The following is a 15487-nucleotide window of genomic DNA, read 5'->3' on the forward strand; positions in this document are numbered from 1 at the left end:
GTTGAAATGATAAACTACTATTGTAAGCTGTTTTTCCAGGAAATAAAATACGGCGCCCACATCACCGCGCTAATCGGGCCCTCGCTGCTGCTCGTGATGACCCTCCTGCTTAACGTAGAAATCAATTTCTATGCCCTGCTGCTATCCTACGTCATCCCGCTGATCGTCTATTCTTTCAACTACCAGTCCGAGCTCGACAAGGACATTTTTACTGACAGGGAAAAAGTCGAATACCTGGAAAAGAGGAAAAATATCTCCATATATCTGCAGACTTTGCTTATCACTCTGCTCATCGCGTTAATGGTGATAATCAGCAGCATCCAGCTAATGATTTTTATGGCGGTCATCATCTTCGGAGGCATAACGTATACATATTTTTTCAAAGCGCTGACCAGGAAAATCATAGGCTTTAAAAGCATCTACGCAACCACGCTCTGGGCATGGTACGGGACATTCTTTATTGTATTACTCTACTCAATCCAGCCTGATCTGCTGATATTTTTCATGTTCATATTTTTGTTTTTGAGACTATTTGCAAATGCGATTTTTTTCGACATAAAAGACATCGAGGCAGATAGAAGATCATCACTGTTGACTATCCCAATCGTAGCGGGAACAGCTAATTCGATCAGAGCGATAAACTGGATAAACGTACTATCGATCATAGTCCTTATTGTCGGCGTAATCACGGATATTGTTCCCCTTTACGCGATATCGCTGATCCTCTTTTCCGCATACTCGTACTATTATGCCAACAGCGGAGCTACATCAGATAAAAGGCATCTGCTGAATAACACATACGTACTGGCTGATGCCGAGTTTATACTGTGGCCAGTGGTACTGGCCCTCAGTAAAGCAATATTTTACACCGCAGGCTTAACGAGCTAGACTAAATGGAAAAAATGAATAGAAAACCTGGCTCTTCAGGGTTTTTCCGCGCTGGCGATACAATAGGTAAAAGTCCTGTTTTCAAACAGGTCCTTCTGATACACGCTGGAAATCATATCCATGTAGATAGTGCGGGAAACCAGACGAATCGGATAAAGCAGCTTATAGGGATAATAAAACGGTATGTTGATCCACCAGATGCGGCTGGACGACGGCATAATGTATTTGGTGATGTCTCTGAACTCGATGTTATCGAATCCGGCAGCACGGAGCTGCTGCTTGAACCCGCCGATCGTTTCTAGCCCCGGGACTGCCCATCCCTCGCACCAGTCCTCGTACATTTTCTTTTCTGCATCGGCCAATTCCTCCCGGGGCAGAAAGGCGTCGGCGACTACCAGCCGGCCTTTCGGTTTCAGCAGCCGGTAAGCTTCCTTCAGGAAGTCTGCCTTTTTCGGCGCATAGCAAATGCTTTCGATCCCGAACACCTTCGTGAAAGACTGGTCGGGGTAGCCAGTATTGCAGAAGTCGTTCATTTCGGCCGTGACTCGGTCTTCCATCTTTCGCTGCCGGATGAACTTTTTCGCGTGTTCCACCTGTTTATCCGAAATCGTGATACCCCTGATCTTGCACCCGTACTTTTCGGCCATCCACAAAGCCGAACCACAGACACCGCAGCCTGCGTCGAGCACGATATCCGAGGATTCCAGCTTAAGGCAGTCAGCGACCAGCTGGTTCTCGTTAATCTGGGCATCGTTGATGTTTTTGATCGAGTCGTTCCAGACTCCGTAGTGCATTGCCAGGCTGTCCTGAGTCATCCAGATTAGCTCATATAACGCCTGTGTTTTGGTAAAATAGCGGTTGATCCGCTTGTGGACTTCTACGGTTGAGATGTCCTGCCCGCAGGTCGGTGATTCATCCAAATATAATCCCCAGTAAGAGATGGTTAAGAGACTAATAAAGTTTACTGTCTTGAAAATAAAATAAAGCTTGAGCCCAATTTACAGGCTCAGCTCTTGCCCATTTCTCAAAATGTGCACGGTCTGCCCGAACTCATAGCCGGTGTCTTCGGCCATCTCGGCGTAGGCGCTGTGCATCTCGAGGGTACCGTGGGCGGGTATGACGTGCTCGGGCTTGACCATCCTGAGCAGTTCCCAGTGGTCTTCCTTGTACGCGTGGCCGGACACGTGGACGTTGTCGTAGATCCTGGCGCCCTTCATCTTGAGCTTGGTCTCCAGCGAGTAGCGGTTTGCCATGTTGAGCTGGTTAGGGATCACGTTAGCGGAGAAGATGATCTTGTCGCCCGACTCGAGCTTGTAGTCGACTTCGCCGCTGGCAATCCTGCCCAGGATCGCGCCGGGCTCACCCTGGTGGCCGGTGATGATGGGGAGGTATTTCTCTTTACCGTCGTCCATGATGCGCTTGACTTCCTTGACGATGGACTTCCTGTAGCCGAAGATGCGGAGGTTGTCAGGCTTTTTCACGTAGCCCATCTTCAGGGCGGTACCATAGTAGCGCTCCATGCTGTTACCGAGGAGAACAGGTATCCTGTTCATCTTTTCCGCCGCATCGATGATCGACTTCAGCCTGGCGATGTGCGAGGAGAAAGTAGTGACGAGTACGCCGCTTTCGGTTTCCTCGGTGCCCAGAAGAGCATCCCAGACTAGGTCCCGTGCGACCTTTTCGGACGGCGTCTTGCCGGACCGGGTGACGTTGGTGCTCTCGGTGATCATCGCGAGGACGCCTTCTTTGCCGATCTGCTTGAGCCTCTTGAAGTCAGGCACCTCTCCGACAACCGGGGTCCTGTCGATCTTGAAGTCGCAGGCGTAGAGAATGACTCCGTTCGGCGTGTGGACTGCGACGAAGGCGCAGTCGATGATGCTGTGCTGTACCCTGATGAGTTCGATGGAAATGTTCCTGGAGAGCTCCATAATCTGGCCGCAGGGCAGTGCGTTAACCTTGTTCGCCACGTCGAACTTGCGTTCGGACTCAATCTCCTGCTTGATCAGCTCGGCGGTAAACGGAGTGCCGATGACCGGGCACTTGTACCGGTGGGCCAGCTTGGGGACTGCGCCGATGTGGTCGAGGTGACCATGGGAGCAGACGATACCGATCACGTTGCCGTCAACGTTATTCATGATCTTGTCGTCGGGTATGGCCCCCATCTGGATGAGGTCGAGAGAATGCATCTTTTCTATCTCGGTTTCCTCGTGGATCTGAATCCGGTCCAGCCGGACACCCATGTCCATGACTACGATATCTTTTCCTACTCTTATGGCGGTCATGTTGCGGCCTACTTCCTCGTAGCCGCCGACCGCGATGATTCCTACATCTTTCATTAGTATTACATCCTGTAACTTATCTCCGGGCGTAAATCACGTCCAACCTCTGGACGTGTGCCCGTTACCTTTGGGCATAGGTTTTGCCCATTACCGCTGGGCAAAAGAAGCCCATTTGAAGCCCCTTGCCTCCAGGTACTCACGGGTGTGGCCTGTGATGACTGCCGGGGCTCTTCTCAAAGCTTCGATCGACTGCGCTCCCGTCAGGAACATCGTGGCGCGAAGCTCTTCGATATATACTTCCAGAACTTCCTGGACTTTCTCCGGGCTGTCTCTCGCCGCGGACACAAGCGGCAGGGCGATGCCAGCGAGGGATGCGCCGAGCGCTATAGACTTGGCTACCGTGACTCCGTCACGGATTCCGCCAGTGGCAATGATGGGCAGGCCTACGTCAGCCTCGATAATGCTTACTGCCGTGGGAATACCCCAGTCCCAGAACTTGCGGCCCAGGTGTTCGCCCATCCGGTCTTGCTCCATGCGGGCCCGGTACACTTCGACGCCCGCCCAGCTGGTGCCTCCCCGACCGCCGATGTCGAGGGCGGATGCGCCCGCTTTACGCAGGGCGTACGCATCGAGGTGGCTGATGCCTGCGCCGGTCTCTTTCACGATGACCGGGACAGAAAGTCCGGAAGCGACTTCAGCGATTTTTTCGAGGCAGCCTTTTGCATCAAGGTCCCCTTCCGGCTGAATTGCCTCCTGCAGGAAGTTCAGGTGAATTGCAAGCGCGTCAGCATCGATCATCTCGACCGCCCGCTCGATCTTCTCCAGCTCATAGTGGAGGATCTGCGGAGCGCCGATGTTACCGTATATGAAGGCCTTCGGCGCCACGTCACGAACCACCCGGTAGGAATCTTCCTGAGCCGGGTCTTCCAGGGCAGCCCGCTGGCTGCCTACGCCGATGCCTATGCCAAGCGCTTCTGCTGCTTTCGCGAGGTTGGCGTTCACCAGGGTAGTTTCCGGGTGGCCGCCAGTCATGGAAGCGATCATGATAGGAGAGTTAAACAGATGTCCGAGGAACCTGGTCTCGGTTGAGACGTCAGCCTTATCGATCTCCGGCAGGCACCTGTGGATCAGCTCCACGTCGTTGAAACCGTTGCCGTGAGACTCCACTTTTTCGGTGACGCAGATGTCCAGATGCTCGATCTTCCTTCTTGAGGTTCCCATGTTTTAGTCTCCGTGAATCAGCGTGCCTTTGCACGTCCCTCTCAAAAATCCGGACACGTTGCCGGGCGTCTCCGCGTTGAAGACAAGCGACGGGATGCCCGATGCAGCCAGATCCATCAGCTCTGTGATCTTGCCGTACATGCCCCCGGTGACGTCGACGCCTCCGGAGCCCGACAGAGCATCTTTCACAATGCCGATGTTCGAGGGTGATATTTCTTCTATGATCTTAAAGTCCTTTGCATATACCCCGTCGACGTTGGTGCCGATGCCCACTTTTTTGGCATTGAGCGCCTTCGCCAGGGCGGCTATGATCTGGTCGCCCGAGAGTATATCTATACCTCTTGTCCGGTCGGCTGCGACGTCCCCGTGCAGCACCGGAACAATGCCCCGGGAAAGCAGCTCGTCGATCACGTCCATGCAGACGGAGTCGAGGCGGCCGTCCTTGAGCACGCAGATCGAGAGCGGGTGAATGGGCACGGCATATACACCGTTCTGGTATAGCTGATCGATGATCATGCCATTCAGCGTCTTGACTGCGAGGTGAGTTGGCCAGATACCTTTGATGCTCGTCTCGTTGAGGCCAGCCTTGAGGCCGAACTCTTTCGCCTGGTGGTGGCCGAACGAGCCTGCGCCGTGGATGAGCACGAGCTTCGAGCTCAGGCCCTGACTAATCTCAGCGGCGATGCGGGAGATGTGCTCCGGCCGGGCGGTGGAGCTCCGGCCCTTGTCCGTGAGAACGCTGCCGCCGATCTTGAGCACGATGACGCTCATTCTCTCCGCACCCCTTCCGCCGTGGGCTTAGTGATGAAGCTGTCTCCGCAGGACTTGCCGATCGCTGTGGCGATCTCCCTGCACTTGTCCGGCTCGCAGAGCGCTACCATGCAGCCTCCCCCTCCGGCCCCGGTGATCTTGGCGCCGTAGGCGCCACACGACCGTGCCGCGTTCACCTGGACAGAGAGCTCGGGGATACTGACGCCGATGGCGTCCAGCAGGCCCTGATTTACGTTCATGAGCTCCCCGATAGACTTGTAGTCGTTTTTGGCGACCAGCTCTTCGCCCCGGGTTGACATGTTGCCGATACAGTCCATGATACCGTCGATGATCTCCGGGTAGCGCTCCTTAAGTGTCCTCACTCTCGAGACCATTCGGGACGTGGACTTGGAGATACCAGTATAGCCCACGACAACGCCGCAGGTTATGGGAGGCAGCTTCTTTTTATCGGGCACGATGACCGTTCCACCCATCGTCGACACGAAAGTGTCGGTCGGGCTGGCTGCGCCCTGAACCTCCAGCTCAGTCTGGTGGCCCATAGCGGCGATCTCTTCGAGGCTCAGGTTAGTCTGAAATTCGTCGTTCAGTGCGGCGATCGTGGCGATAGTGACAGCGGCTGAAGAGCCGAGGCCTGATGCGACCGGAATCTTCGACGAGACGCTGATGTTGATTCCGTCGACAGAGGCAAACCTCTGGAACTTTTTCAAAGCCACTTTGATGTACTGATTTTTGTCGGGCTCGTCCTTAAAAGCAGACTGGATGCGGACTCCCTGGCGGGAGGATGTGATCTCGACCGTTGTCCTGAGGTCGATGGCACACGCTATCGCCCGCTTGCCGTAGACGACCGCATGCTCTCCGAACAAAAAGACCTTTCCGGGGGCAGAATACTTGACCATAACACCCTTATACTATTGTCATTCCCGCGTATCCGACTACCTGGCTGTCGCCGGTAACGTCGCCGCTGGTCGCATATTTGACCAGGCGAGCCTTACTGGCACCCCGGGCACCGCAGACCATCATCGCGGTCGCGATGGGCCCGTAGCCGCAGGCAGTTGCGTTTAAGCGGTACAGATCATCATAGAAGGCAGGGACATCCAGTTTTTCGATGTCTTTGATCAAGGTCGTGTCCTTTTGCTTTGCCACGCTTACGTGCTCGTAATGGGTAAAGTCGCTGGATGCCACGATGACTACCTGCCGGTCGTATTTGCCAAGCGCTGAGATCAGCTCGGTAGCAACTTCCTTAACTGAATCATAGTCCTGCATGCCCAGGCATATCGGAACTATTTTGAAATCCTTAAAGAAGTACTGCAGGAAAGGTACTTGCACTTCGATCGAATGTTCGCTCTGGTGTGCAACTTCGTCCCGGTCTATGATACCGTCCAGCAATTTGACAAAATCCTCATCTATATCTACTGGGCCGAGGGGTGTTTCCCACGGCTGGGTGGAAACGGCGACTGGGGACCCGACACCATAGTGGCTTGGGCCCAGCAGCACAAAAGTAGGGGCGCCCCGGATGGACGCGTATACGTCGGCTGCGACGCCGCCCGAGTAGATATAGCCGGCATGAGGCACGACGATGCCGCAGGCTTTGATCTTTTCCCGCTGCTCCGCCGGGGCGAGCCTCGCGATGAGGCTGCGCACCTCTTTTTCGGAGCCGGGGTAGAACTGTCCCGCAACAGCCGGCCTTCTCATAATGATCTATGCGATCTCCGGGTTTAAATCTCCGACTCGAAATCGTTGACGGTGTAGCTGAAGCCCTGCTCTTTCCTCTCGTTGGTGACTTCGCGGGCGAGCAGCCAGTAGACCAGCGCCAGTGCCTTGCGGCCCTTGTTGTTGGTCGGGATGACTAAGTCGATGTTCGAGGTCATGTTGTTGGTGTCGCACATTGCAACTACGGGCACACCGATGTTGATGGCCTCGTTGACTGCCTGTGCGTCGCCGATCGGGTCGGTAACTACGACAACGTCCGGTTCTGCGAAGAACATGTAGACGGGGTTGGTCAGCGTGCCGGGGATGAACCTGCCTACGATGTGCTTTGCGCCGATGGCCTTAGCGAACATCTCAGCGGGGTGCTGGCCGTACTGCCTGGCGCATACGACTAAGACGTTGGCCGGCTCGTACCTGGACAGGAACCTGGCTGCGGCGCGGATGCGCTCGTCGGTGCTCTGGACATCCAGAACGTACAGGCCGTCGCTCCTGACCCTGTAAATGAACTTCTTCATGTCCTCAGTCTTTTGCTGCGTACCGATGTGCACGCCTGCAGCAAGGTACTCATCCATCGGTATCAATGACTGGTAATTCTCATCTCTAATCTCTCTGACATTTTCTGTTTCTGCCATTTTTTGACAACTCCTTTATTAGTAAACTATCAATGTTTATGATTGTAAAATGGAAAGTCCCGTTGGGGACTTTCTAATGGAACGCCCGTGGCTTTCCACTAAAGCCCTCACAGAGGGCTCTCCGTCATTCTGTCGCTGCCTATTTCTTCTCCGATCCGGATCAGCTCGTTCAGCTTGGCAATCCGCTCTCCGCCTACCACACCGGTCTTGATCATCTCGCAGCCGAAGGCGACTGCCAGGTGAGCGATGGTGTTGTCGGTGGTTTCGCCGCTCCTGTGGGACATAATCGTCGCATAGCCATAAGTTTTGCCCAGCTTGATGGCTTCGTACGTATCCGTCACAGTGCCGATCTGGTTTGGCTTGATCAGGATAGCGTTGGCGGCTAGATTTTCGATTCCCTGCTCGATACGCGAAACGTTGGTTACAAACAGATCGTCTCCGCAGATCAGGCATCTGTCGCCTACCAGTTCAGTAAGCCTTGCGAAGCCCTCGAAGTCGTTCTCCTGCAGACCATCTTCGACGTAGTACAGGTTATACTCGTCTATAAGGCTTGCAAGGTATTCGATCTGCTCCTCGGTCGTACGCTTTGTATCTTTGTAGACGTAGTGATTGCCGTCCCAGAGTTCTGTTGCGGCTACGTCCAGGCCGAACCTAATCTCGAAGCCGAGTTCGCCCGAGACTTCGTCGACCGCCTTGCTGACGATCTCAAAGGCTTTGGAGTCCTTAATCTGGGGAGCCCAGCCGCCTTCATCGCCCTTGTGGCAGATGATGCCCGAGTCGGTAAGCAGCTTCTTGACCCGCTTGTGGACAAGCGTGTTGGCGTAGACTGCCTGCTCGATAGTAGGTGCCCCGATCGGCGTGACGAGAAACTCCTGAATATCCGTCGCTCCCTTAGCGTGCGCGCCTCCGCCGAGCACGTTACCCAGCGGGTACGGCATCGAGGGGAACGCTCCTCCGAGGTAGCGGTATAGCGGCATGTGGAACGCGGCTGCGGCGGCCTTGGCAGTAGCCATGGAGAGCGCGACAGACAGGTTGCCGCCGATGTTGCTGAAGTTATCCGTACCGTCGATTTCGTGGAGCAGATTGTCAATGTCTTCCTGGTCGGCTGCATATTCGCCGATCAGCTGGTCGATGACTTCGGCCTCGAGCTTCGCGAGAGCGTCTTCCACAGATATGGCCACGGCCTCGTAAGAGCCCGTTGAAGCACCTGCTGGCGCTGCTGCCACACCATAGTTGCCATCGTCAGTGTATACTTCGACTTCGATGGTAGGGTTGCCCCTGCTGTCGAAAATTTTCCTTGCCAGGATTTCGTCAATGATCAAACTTCATACCTCCCATTAAAATAATATTCCCGGAATATTATACGTGCACGGATAAGAAAAAGATATCAGGACGACGTAGCGACCTCACGCCTTGCCGACTTATTGATCTTGCGGACGGTGATTGGCACCAGACTCTGCTCTAGCTCGAGGATAGCAACTTCGATAGGCTCTACGGTCTTCGGATTCTTGGCGAGGACTGGCGCACCCATGGATATTTGCAGCGCCCTTGCGCCTATGATCCTGGCACGCTCGTAGCGAGTATAACGGTCCCTAATTTCTTTGCTGGTTGATTTAACTTCCAAAAAGACACCCCCTGGTGATAAGATAGTGTACTGTGAAACGAGTTTGCACTAAAACACAGTGTACACTAAAAACGTGATTCTGTGTATGTGAACAATAAACATTAGACATACGATGATTAAATCTGCCCTGGATTTGCCCCGGGAATCCCCCCGAGTGGTTACAGACACAACGCTAAATGCGTTGCGAATAAAGATGGTTGGTGGGATCGCTGAGATTTGAACTCAGGTTTCCGCGTCCCGAACGCGAAAGGATGGACCAGGCTACCCCACGATCCCAACGCATCTTTATTTACTGGTACGGTGCCAGCACATCGACGAGTTCAACGTGCGAAAGCAGCATGCGTCTGCAGCAATACCGCTCTACGCCCAGATCGTCGAGGATGTCGCCGACCTTCAGTACTTCGCCCTGTTGCAGGTTCTTTTTTCGCTCTTCGACGCGGGCTTTATATTCTTCCCACACATCGGAGATTGCCTTGCCACAGGTGAAACATCTGACGGGTATCATTTGATGATTGTCTCCAGTTATATTGGGGGGGATGTCCCCCAATAGGTTAATTGGGATTTCTCCCAATATATCTCTCGGGGTTTCCCCCCAAGAGCTTAACGGTACGACTTCTGGAACTTGGCTCTTGCGCCAGATCCGCCGTAGTTCTTCGGCAGCTTCTGCCTGACATCGTTGACAAGCAGGTTCCTGTCGTGCGCGATGAATGCGTCGCGAAGCGCGACGTCGTTGGTCCAGTTTACGATGCCCCTTGCGATTGCGCAACGAGCAGCCTCTGCCTGGCCCATGAAGCCTCCGCCACGGATCTCGACGTTTATGTCAAGTGCCTTTGCGATCTCGGAGCCAGCGATGATCAGAGGCTCGGAGATCTTGAGCCGGACGAGCTCGTTCTCCAGTGCATCTAAGCGGACCTTGTTGATCCTGATGACACCGGTGCCCTTCCGGACAGTGGCGCGGGCGATTGCGGTCTTGCGCTTGCCGCTTGTGGTTAAAACTTTCTTCTCGGCCATGTGATCACCTTCAGAACTTTGCTCCCAGCAGCTTGGATATCTCGCCGAGCTTTACGTACTTGAACGAGCTCAGGCGGTTGTAGCTGGCCTGTTCCAGAGTCTCGGACGGCTGGCCGGCGAACTCCGTCGGAGTGCCGATGAAGACCTGAAGCCTTGCCATTGCGTCCTTGCCACGCTGCATCTTGTAAGGCAGCATGCCCCTGACAGTCCTCCTGAGGATCTGGTCCGGGCGCTTGGGGAAGTACGGGCCCTTTTCGGTCGTGCCGCGCACGAGGGTCTGCCGGTACTCTGCTAAGCTGTTGACCCGGGAACCGGATAAGATCGCCTTTTCGGCGTTGATGATAATGATCTCGTCGCCCTCGAGAAGCTTCCTGGCAACCAGACTGGCAAGCCTGCCGACGATGAGTCCATCTGCGTTGATTAAAACCATGTCTTTTGCCTCCTTACTTGAGTATGCGGACTCCCTTGCCCGTGGGGTTGGTCTTCATGAGCTGCTCGATGGTCATGCACTTGCCCTTCGCGTCGTCGATGAGGATTTCGGCGGTGAGGCTGAAGTTCAGAGCAGCAACAGTCACGGGGTGATCCAGGTTACCAGTGCCCAGGACCTTGCCGGGGACAATGATAGTCTCGTTCTCCTTGCTGTACCTGTTGATCTTGCTCAGGTTGATCTCCGCATAGTGTCTTGCCGGCTTCTCCATCCTCTCTGCAATGTCCCTCCAGATACCTACGTTCTGCTCCCGGGACTTCGCCTTGAGGTCGGTGATGAGCTGTAACACTCTCGGGTTAGATTTCTTGATGCTCTTCATTATTAGTTCCTCCGTAAGGTCTGCCGGTTTAACCGTCAGCCCGACTCACACGATTACCGTGTTCGGACGAGTCGTCCATTCGCCAGATAGGTCAGTGCCTATCCTACGGTATGAGGCATCGTGGTAACGATGCGAATCTCTTAATGCCATACGAGCATATGAAGTTTTCGGTGTTTAAAACATGTGCGTGCCCTTTGATATATAAAGACATGTGTGCGCACCTCGAGAGGTATGCATCCCTCGGACAAAATAACCTGCCCTGTAGTATTATTATCACAAGCTCACGCCATATGTAAATACGTTCCAGTGATAGTACACAAGCAGAGTATTTCTTATTAACGCACGAAAGTTTTACCGGGCAAGGGGATCTTCCGCTCAAGTACCAGCTTTATCCTTTTGCGGCAGGAACTGCCCGATGATATCTACGACACGGGATCTGGCCTCCTCAGAAGCGCGAGGGTCTGAGATCCAGAAGTGAAGTTCGTAGTCCACGTTATCCTTGTTTATGCCAAGCTTATAGAGAGAGCCTTCCATATCCTCCACCAGGCCCGGAACGGCAGATGCTTTCGATCGAAGGGCGTCGACCAGCCCGGACATACTAACGTCCCGCGGAGCGGTAAAAGGCAGTTTGACGAGGTACTGCCGGGTTCTCGTAAAATTTGTGATGGAAATGGTCAGGTACGTGGAGTTGGGTATCGTGATCACCAGGCCATTTAGCCCCCGCATAGTGGTCGACCTGAAACTGATGCCTTCGACCACGCCGGTGTTTTCGCCCACCTTAATCACGTCCCCTACTTCAAAAGGTTTCTCAATGTACACGATGGTGCCGCCCAGCAGGTTAGAGATCACCAGCTGCGAGCCAAGGACGATCACGGCGCTGATCAGCCCCAGGCTCACGATAAGAGAGTAGAGCTGAATATTGAAAACGGCAAGGATATTGACGATAGCCAGGATAAGCGTCCCGTAGGTGACCACGGTATTGAGAGTCCGAAGTAGCTTTGGGGGCAGCTTATAGTCTTTACTGATCTGGGCTAAGGCGATCTTTAAAAATTTAATGACGAGCAACGCTATTACAAGTATAGCGATGGATAGTAGTATTTTGTTCCAGTTCCCGTACAGGAACGAGACGAGGTTGAGGGTCGCGTCGGTTATCGCATCAGCGGTGTTGGTCGACTGGAACATCGCCTGCCTCCGTTAAGCCGGCTAAACCGTCCCGAAGTAGTACGGCATTCCGAGCCCGCCGTTCGCCATGCTTGTGCTGCCGAGAACACCTACGCTGCTGTAGCCGAGTCCGAGGCCCAGCGGGGAATAGAAGCCACCCAGGTCCATGGTATCGCTCTCGGTGGTGAGCTGGAACTTGATGCTTTCCGCGTACTTCACGCTCGCCTTGTTGCTGGAAACGGTCGGGGAGCTGAGGCCTGCCGAACCCACGCCTACCCCCGGAAACGCGATGAACGCGTTATCCAGATCGGCTTCGTAGGCCATGTCTTTGGCAAACGCGGCGGTAGACGCGTCGTGGCTCGCGGTAGGATACCCGAAGTTCACGCCCAGAGAAATCCCGTTGTAGTACGGGCTCACGTAGCCGTTTACTGAAGTAGGGTTAGCGCCGGACGAGATCGAGCTGGACAAGATACCGTACCGGGACATGACGTCGGAAACATCCAGCCCGTCGTTAGTATAAGTGTAGCTTTCTCCAGGGATACCCGCAGCACCAGTACCGCCGATACCCATCGTCATCGGATACCCGTACATATTCACGTTTGCGTAGCTGCTCGCTGAGGCCTGCGGAATGGCAGACACAAACAACAGCAGAACGCAGACAACGAATGACGTATACCTGAGCATGCAACACCCTTCCAACATCAAGAGAAGGTATGCTCCGTCGGATAAATAAATTGCCAGTTGAAGTAACGATAACAAGCGTCAGAATTAGTAAAAAAGGCATAAATGACCATACAAATTAAAAATAGCTCATTTTACGGTTTTTTATTGATCGAATGAGACACAGGCGTAGAAGAAAGTACCAGTAGTCTCGCGTGACGTGAAAAAGCCTGTTTCAAAAAGGAGGGTACATAAACCCCGAAGTGAAGACTGAAACGAACTGGGGCTTCCCCCAGTTCGCCAATCATCTGTTGACTGATTCCCAACCTATGCGTTTATTCTCTGCAGGCTTAAGTGGTTGCTGCCGGGGCTGCTGCCGTCGTGGATGCGGGCATGCTCATGGTGGATGCCGGCATGCTGGTGGCCAGGGGGCGGTTCATGCCCATGCCGAGCTGGCTCATTCCAAGGCCGGAGCCGAGGCCGAACTGGCTTGTGCCAAGGCTAGACCCGAGACCGTAGCCACCGAGGCCGCTGGCACCGAGGCCATAGCCGAGGCCTGCGCTGCCGATGCCAGCGCCGAGACCGGAGCCGATGGCGCCGGGAATTGCGCCAATGTTAGGGGCGCAGGGGCTCGCACAGGGGTTTACTGCGGGAATTGCTGCTCCACAGGCACTGCCGAGCGGAACGGTGGTCACCTGCGGGATACAAGAGGTCACTGGTACTGTCGTCGGGACAGGCACAGTGCACGGAACTGTGGTCGAGGTTACTGCCGGAGTAACTACCGGGACCGGGATGGTCTGCGGGACCACGACTGCCTTCGGGACCGTCACAGGCGCGAAGCTCGTGACAGGGACCGTAATGGGTACCTGCTGCGGTACAGTCGCCGGAACCGTCACAGGTATCTGAGACGTGACCGGGATGTTGCAGTAGATCTGTGCAACACAATCCTGCGGGGGTCCGTAGGCTACTGGTGCACCGCAAGGTCCGCATGCTCCTCCCAGACCTAAAGGTGATCCGATTCCAGCTCCAAGACCATATGCGCCGCCTGCCCCAATCAGAGCGAAAGCGGGTGTCGTAATCAGCAACGCAGCCAGAGCTACGATTGCTGCTACTGTAATTTTACTTGCCATATTCATAACTACACCTCCGAAACTGCAATGTTATGTCTAACTATACAAAATAAATATATTATTATTTAAAAATACGAATTGTAACCGTTCTGAAGTATTTTATCGCATTCTGGGTAAAATTTAGAGCTAATTGTTAAAATAAAAGACAATAATAAGCAATGTGTTACAATAAGACCAAAAATGGGCTTGTTTTACCATACAGGGGTCATATACGCGGCAGGTATATTAGAGAATGTCTATTCTATGTCCCGGGCGGTACAGAACATGAAGGTTGGACCCGGTTCAGGCGGTAGAATAGAACACCTGCTACGACAGGATACCAGAGTAAAACACCGTCGGTGGCAGGCACTGCTCGTAGCCAGATATCCTGCAGTCAGCATTACTGCAGCCGCAAAAAAACAAAATACACCCGATGACTTTACAGCACCGGGAATCCACTAAACGGAAGCGCCACCTGCGTATTCTCGAAGTGGTTATTATTTGCTATTATGTTGTTGAACCGAGTACTGGTCAAGCTCTGCTCTGCCAGCGGTACGCCGAACGCTGCGCCGTCGAAAGCTGCCCCGTGAGTCTCGTCCATACTGAGGCCGAGAGTATACCCCACATCACCCGCAGTGACAGCACCGACGCCACCGTAACCGTAGGGATAGCCCGCCATAGAGGCAAGATCATAATTGACGCCCCAGGTAACTCCGAGATCCATGTCAGCAATACCCAAGGCAGTGCCGGCAGCGCCAACTCGCTTACCGAGGTTAAAATTAATTGTATCGCCTATCTGCTTGTTCATGCTGATCCCTGTGCCGATGAACGCCCCGGCCGGAACGGCAGAAGCGACAAGAGATACTATCAGCAACAGGATCAATACGCCCGTCTTATCCATAACTACCCTCCTCAATAATATGTACGAATTTATCTAATCGTAATAAATATATTTGTAGACCCTTGAGCGGATATTTCCGCTAAAGATGGACATATAATCGCACCTTAAAGGCGGGCAGGCGATGCAAGACACTCAGAGGGCACAGGCTCGAAGAAGTGAAAATGAGGTACTGCTAATGATCCCCGGGCTGACGCCACCCTCAGCCGAGAATCAAAAACTTTTAAAAAGAAATTGGAAGTAAGCGCCGTTAAGCGCTTACCAACCAAGATTCTCTCTGTTCGACCACTGTCGCTCATTCTTCTCGTGTAGCATGGGTTTGAGGAGCTATGTGGTTAGTTTACCACCACCAGCCACCCCAGGAAGGCCAGGCCCAGCTGCTGATGCCCCAGGAGGGCCACCAGGTGCCGAGACCCCAGCCACCCCAGCCCCAGCCACCCCAGCCCCAGCCACCCCACCAGGCGGCAGCGGGCAGGGTGAGAGCCAGTGCGGCTAACACGAGAAGAACGAATATGGCTAGCTTTTTCATTTCCACTTCATTCCCCCCTGCAAAATGAATCTTCGTAAATGATGATAAATAAGTTAGTGTAGGAAATTATCGAAAATCAGGTCTATACCAGTATGATTCTATAAAATACGAGATTCGAGGCCATTTTGAGAGAAAAAGAAGCATAATACCCTATTGATGCCTGTTTTAGACGATTTTTCCCGGGTGCTATC

19 protein-coding genes and 1 tRNA gene are annotated in these 15487 nt (G+C 53.7%); 1 reads left to right on the plus strand and 19 read right to left on the minus strand.

The features are described from left to right. Positions 1 to 93: 93 nt before the first annotated feature. On the plus strand, positions 94 to 888 hold the full coding sequence (locus ACPLPM_RS14100; protein ID WP_424357412.1) for a hypothetical protein: 795 nt from the start codon (positions 94 to 96) through the stop codon (positions 886 to 888). A 35-nt stretch (positions 889 to 923) separates the two neighbouring features. Here the strand turns inward: ACPLPM_RS14100 and ACPLPM_RS14105 are convergent, their stop codons facing one another. The 19 genes from ACPLPM_RS14105 to ACPLPM_RS14195 all read right to left on the minus strand — a co-directional run bounded on the left by ACPLPM_RS14105 (position 924) and on the right by ACPLPM_RS14195 (position 15296). Next, the gene (locus tag ACPLPM_RS14105; protein ID WP_424357413.1) at positions 924 to 1808 is read right to left on the minus strand and encodes a class I SAM-dependent methyltransferase; all 885 of its coding nucleotides are present in this window, start codon (positions 1806 to 1808) and stop codon (positions 924 to 926) included. Between the two features lie 78 nt (positions 1809 to 1886). Next, complete coding sequence (locus ACPLPM_RS14110; protein WP_424357414.1) at positions 1887 to 3224, minus strand: RNase J family beta-CASP ribonuclease; 1338 nt, start codon at positions 3222 to 3224, stop codon at positions 1887 to 1889. A 90-nt stretch (positions 3225 to 3314) separates the two neighbouring features. Then, a complete protein-coding gene (fni, locus tag ACPLPM_RS14115) occupies positions 3315 to 4388 on the minus strand; it encodes a type 2 isopentenyl-diphosphate Delta-isomerase (protein WP_424357415.1) in 1074 nt (357 codons plus the stop codon). A 3-nt stretch (positions 4389 to 4391) separates the two neighbouring features. Next, entirely contained in the window at positions 4392 to 5159 is a 768-nt protein-coding gene (locus ACPLPM_RS14120) for an isopentenyl phosphate kinase (protein WP_424357416.1), read from the minus strand. After that, positions 5156 to 6055, minus strand: coding sequence for a mevalonate kinase (locus tag ACPLPM_RS14125; RefSeq protein ID WP_424357417.1), 900 nt, complete (start codon positions 6053 to 6055; stop codon positions 5156 to 5158). Before ACPLPM_RS14125 ends, ACPLPM_RS14120 begins: the two co-directional genes overlap by 4 nt. Before the next feature lie 7 nt (positions 6056 to 6062). Continuing rightward, positions 6063 to 6851: an MEMO1 family protein gene (locus ACPLPM_RS14130; RefSeq protein ID WP_424357418.1), complete on the minus strand. Its 789-nt coding sequence runs from the start codon at positions 6849 to 6851 to the stop codon at positions 6063 to 6065. Positions 6852 to 6874: 23 nt separating this feature from the next. Next, on the minus strand, positions 6875 to 7498 hold the full coding sequence (gene rpsB, locus ACPLPM_RS14135) for a 30S ribosomal protein S2 (protein ID WP_424357419.1): 624 nt from the start codon (positions 7496 to 7498) through the stop codon (positions 6875 to 6877). Positions 7499 to 7605: 107 nt separating this feature from the next. Further along, entirely contained in the window at positions 7606 to 8820 is a 1215-nt protein-coding gene (gene eno / locus ACPLPM_RS14140) for a phosphopyruvate hydratase (protein WP_424357420.1), read from the minus strand. 65 nt (positions 8821 to 8885) lie between these two features. Next, a complete protein-coding gene (locus tag ACPLPM_RS14145; protein WP_424359989.1) occupies positions 8886 to 9095 on the minus strand; it encodes a DNA-directed RNA polymerase subunit K in 210 nt (69 codons plus the stop codon). 225 nt (positions 9096 to 9320) lie between these two features. Next, positions 9321 to 9398: transfer RNA gene (locus ACPLPM_RS14150), tRNA-Pro, on the minus strand. A 13-nt stretch (positions 9399 to 9411) separates the two neighbouring features. After that, positions 9412 to 9627, minus strand: a complete 216-nt coding sequence (locus tag ACPLPM_RS14155) for a DNA-directed RNA polymerase subunit N (RefSeq protein ID WP_424357421.1) — start codon at positions 9625 to 9627, stop codon at positions 9412 to 9414. Between the two features lie 95 nt (positions 9628 to 9722). Continuing rightward, the gene (locus ACPLPM_RS14160) at positions 9723 to 10133 is read right to left on the minus strand and encodes a 30S ribosomal protein S9 (protein WP_424357422.1); all 411 of its coding nucleotides are present in this window, start codon (positions 10131 to 10133) and stop codon (positions 9723 to 9725) included. A 10-nt stretch (positions 10134 to 10143) separates the two neighbouring features. Beyond that, a complete protein-coding gene (locus tag ACPLPM_RS14165; protein ID WP_424357423.1) occupies positions 10144 to 10563 on the minus strand; it encodes a 50S ribosomal protein L13 in 420 nt (139 codons plus the stop codon). 13 nt (positions 10564 to 10576) lie between these two features. Continuing rightward, the gene (locus tag ACPLPM_RS14170) at positions 10577 to 10939 is read right to left on the minus strand and encodes a 50S ribosomal protein L18e (protein WP_424357424.1); all 363 of its coding nucleotides are present in this window, start codon (positions 10937 to 10939) and stop codon (positions 10577 to 10579) included. Positions 10940 to 11314: 375 nt separating this feature from the next. Next, positions 11315 to 12121, minus strand: coding sequence for a mechanosensitive ion channel family protein (locus ACPLPM_RS14175; protein WP_424357425.1), 807 nt, complete (start codon positions 12119 to 12121; stop codon positions 11315 to 11317). A gap of 21 nt (positions 12122 to 12142) precedes the next feature. Beyond that, positions 12143 to 12802 (minus strand): hypothetical protein, encoded by a 660-nt coding sequence (locus tag ACPLPM_RS14180; RefSeq protein WP_424357426.1) that lies wholly within the window; start codon positions 12800 to 12802, stop codon positions 12143 to 12145. A gap of 308 nt (positions 12803 to 13110) precedes the next feature. Continuing rightward, a complete protein-coding gene (locus ACPLPM_RS14185; RefSeq protein WP_424357427.1) occupies positions 13111 to 13890 on the minus strand; it encodes a hypothetical protein in 780 nt (259 codons plus the stop codon). A 418-nt stretch (positions 13891 to 14308) separates the two neighbouring features. Next, a complete protein-coding gene (locus tag ACPLPM_RS14190; RefSeq protein WP_424357428.1) occupies positions 14309 to 14770 on the minus strand; it encodes a hypothetical protein in 462 nt (153 codons plus the stop codon). A gap of 337 nt (positions 14771 to 15107) precedes the next feature. Then, positions 15108 to 15296, minus strand: coding sequence for a hypothetical protein (locus tag ACPLPM_RS14195; RefSeq protein ID WP_424357429.1), 189 nt, complete (start codon positions 15294 to 15296; stop codon positions 15108 to 15110). Between the last annotated feature and the right edge of the window lie 191 nt (positions 15297 to 15487).

The sequence above is a fragment of the Methanocella sp. MCL-LM genome (assembly GCF_049676595.1).
Classification (GTDB): domain Archaea; phylum Halobacteriota; class Methanocellia; order Methanocellales; family Methanocellaceae; genus Methanocella_A.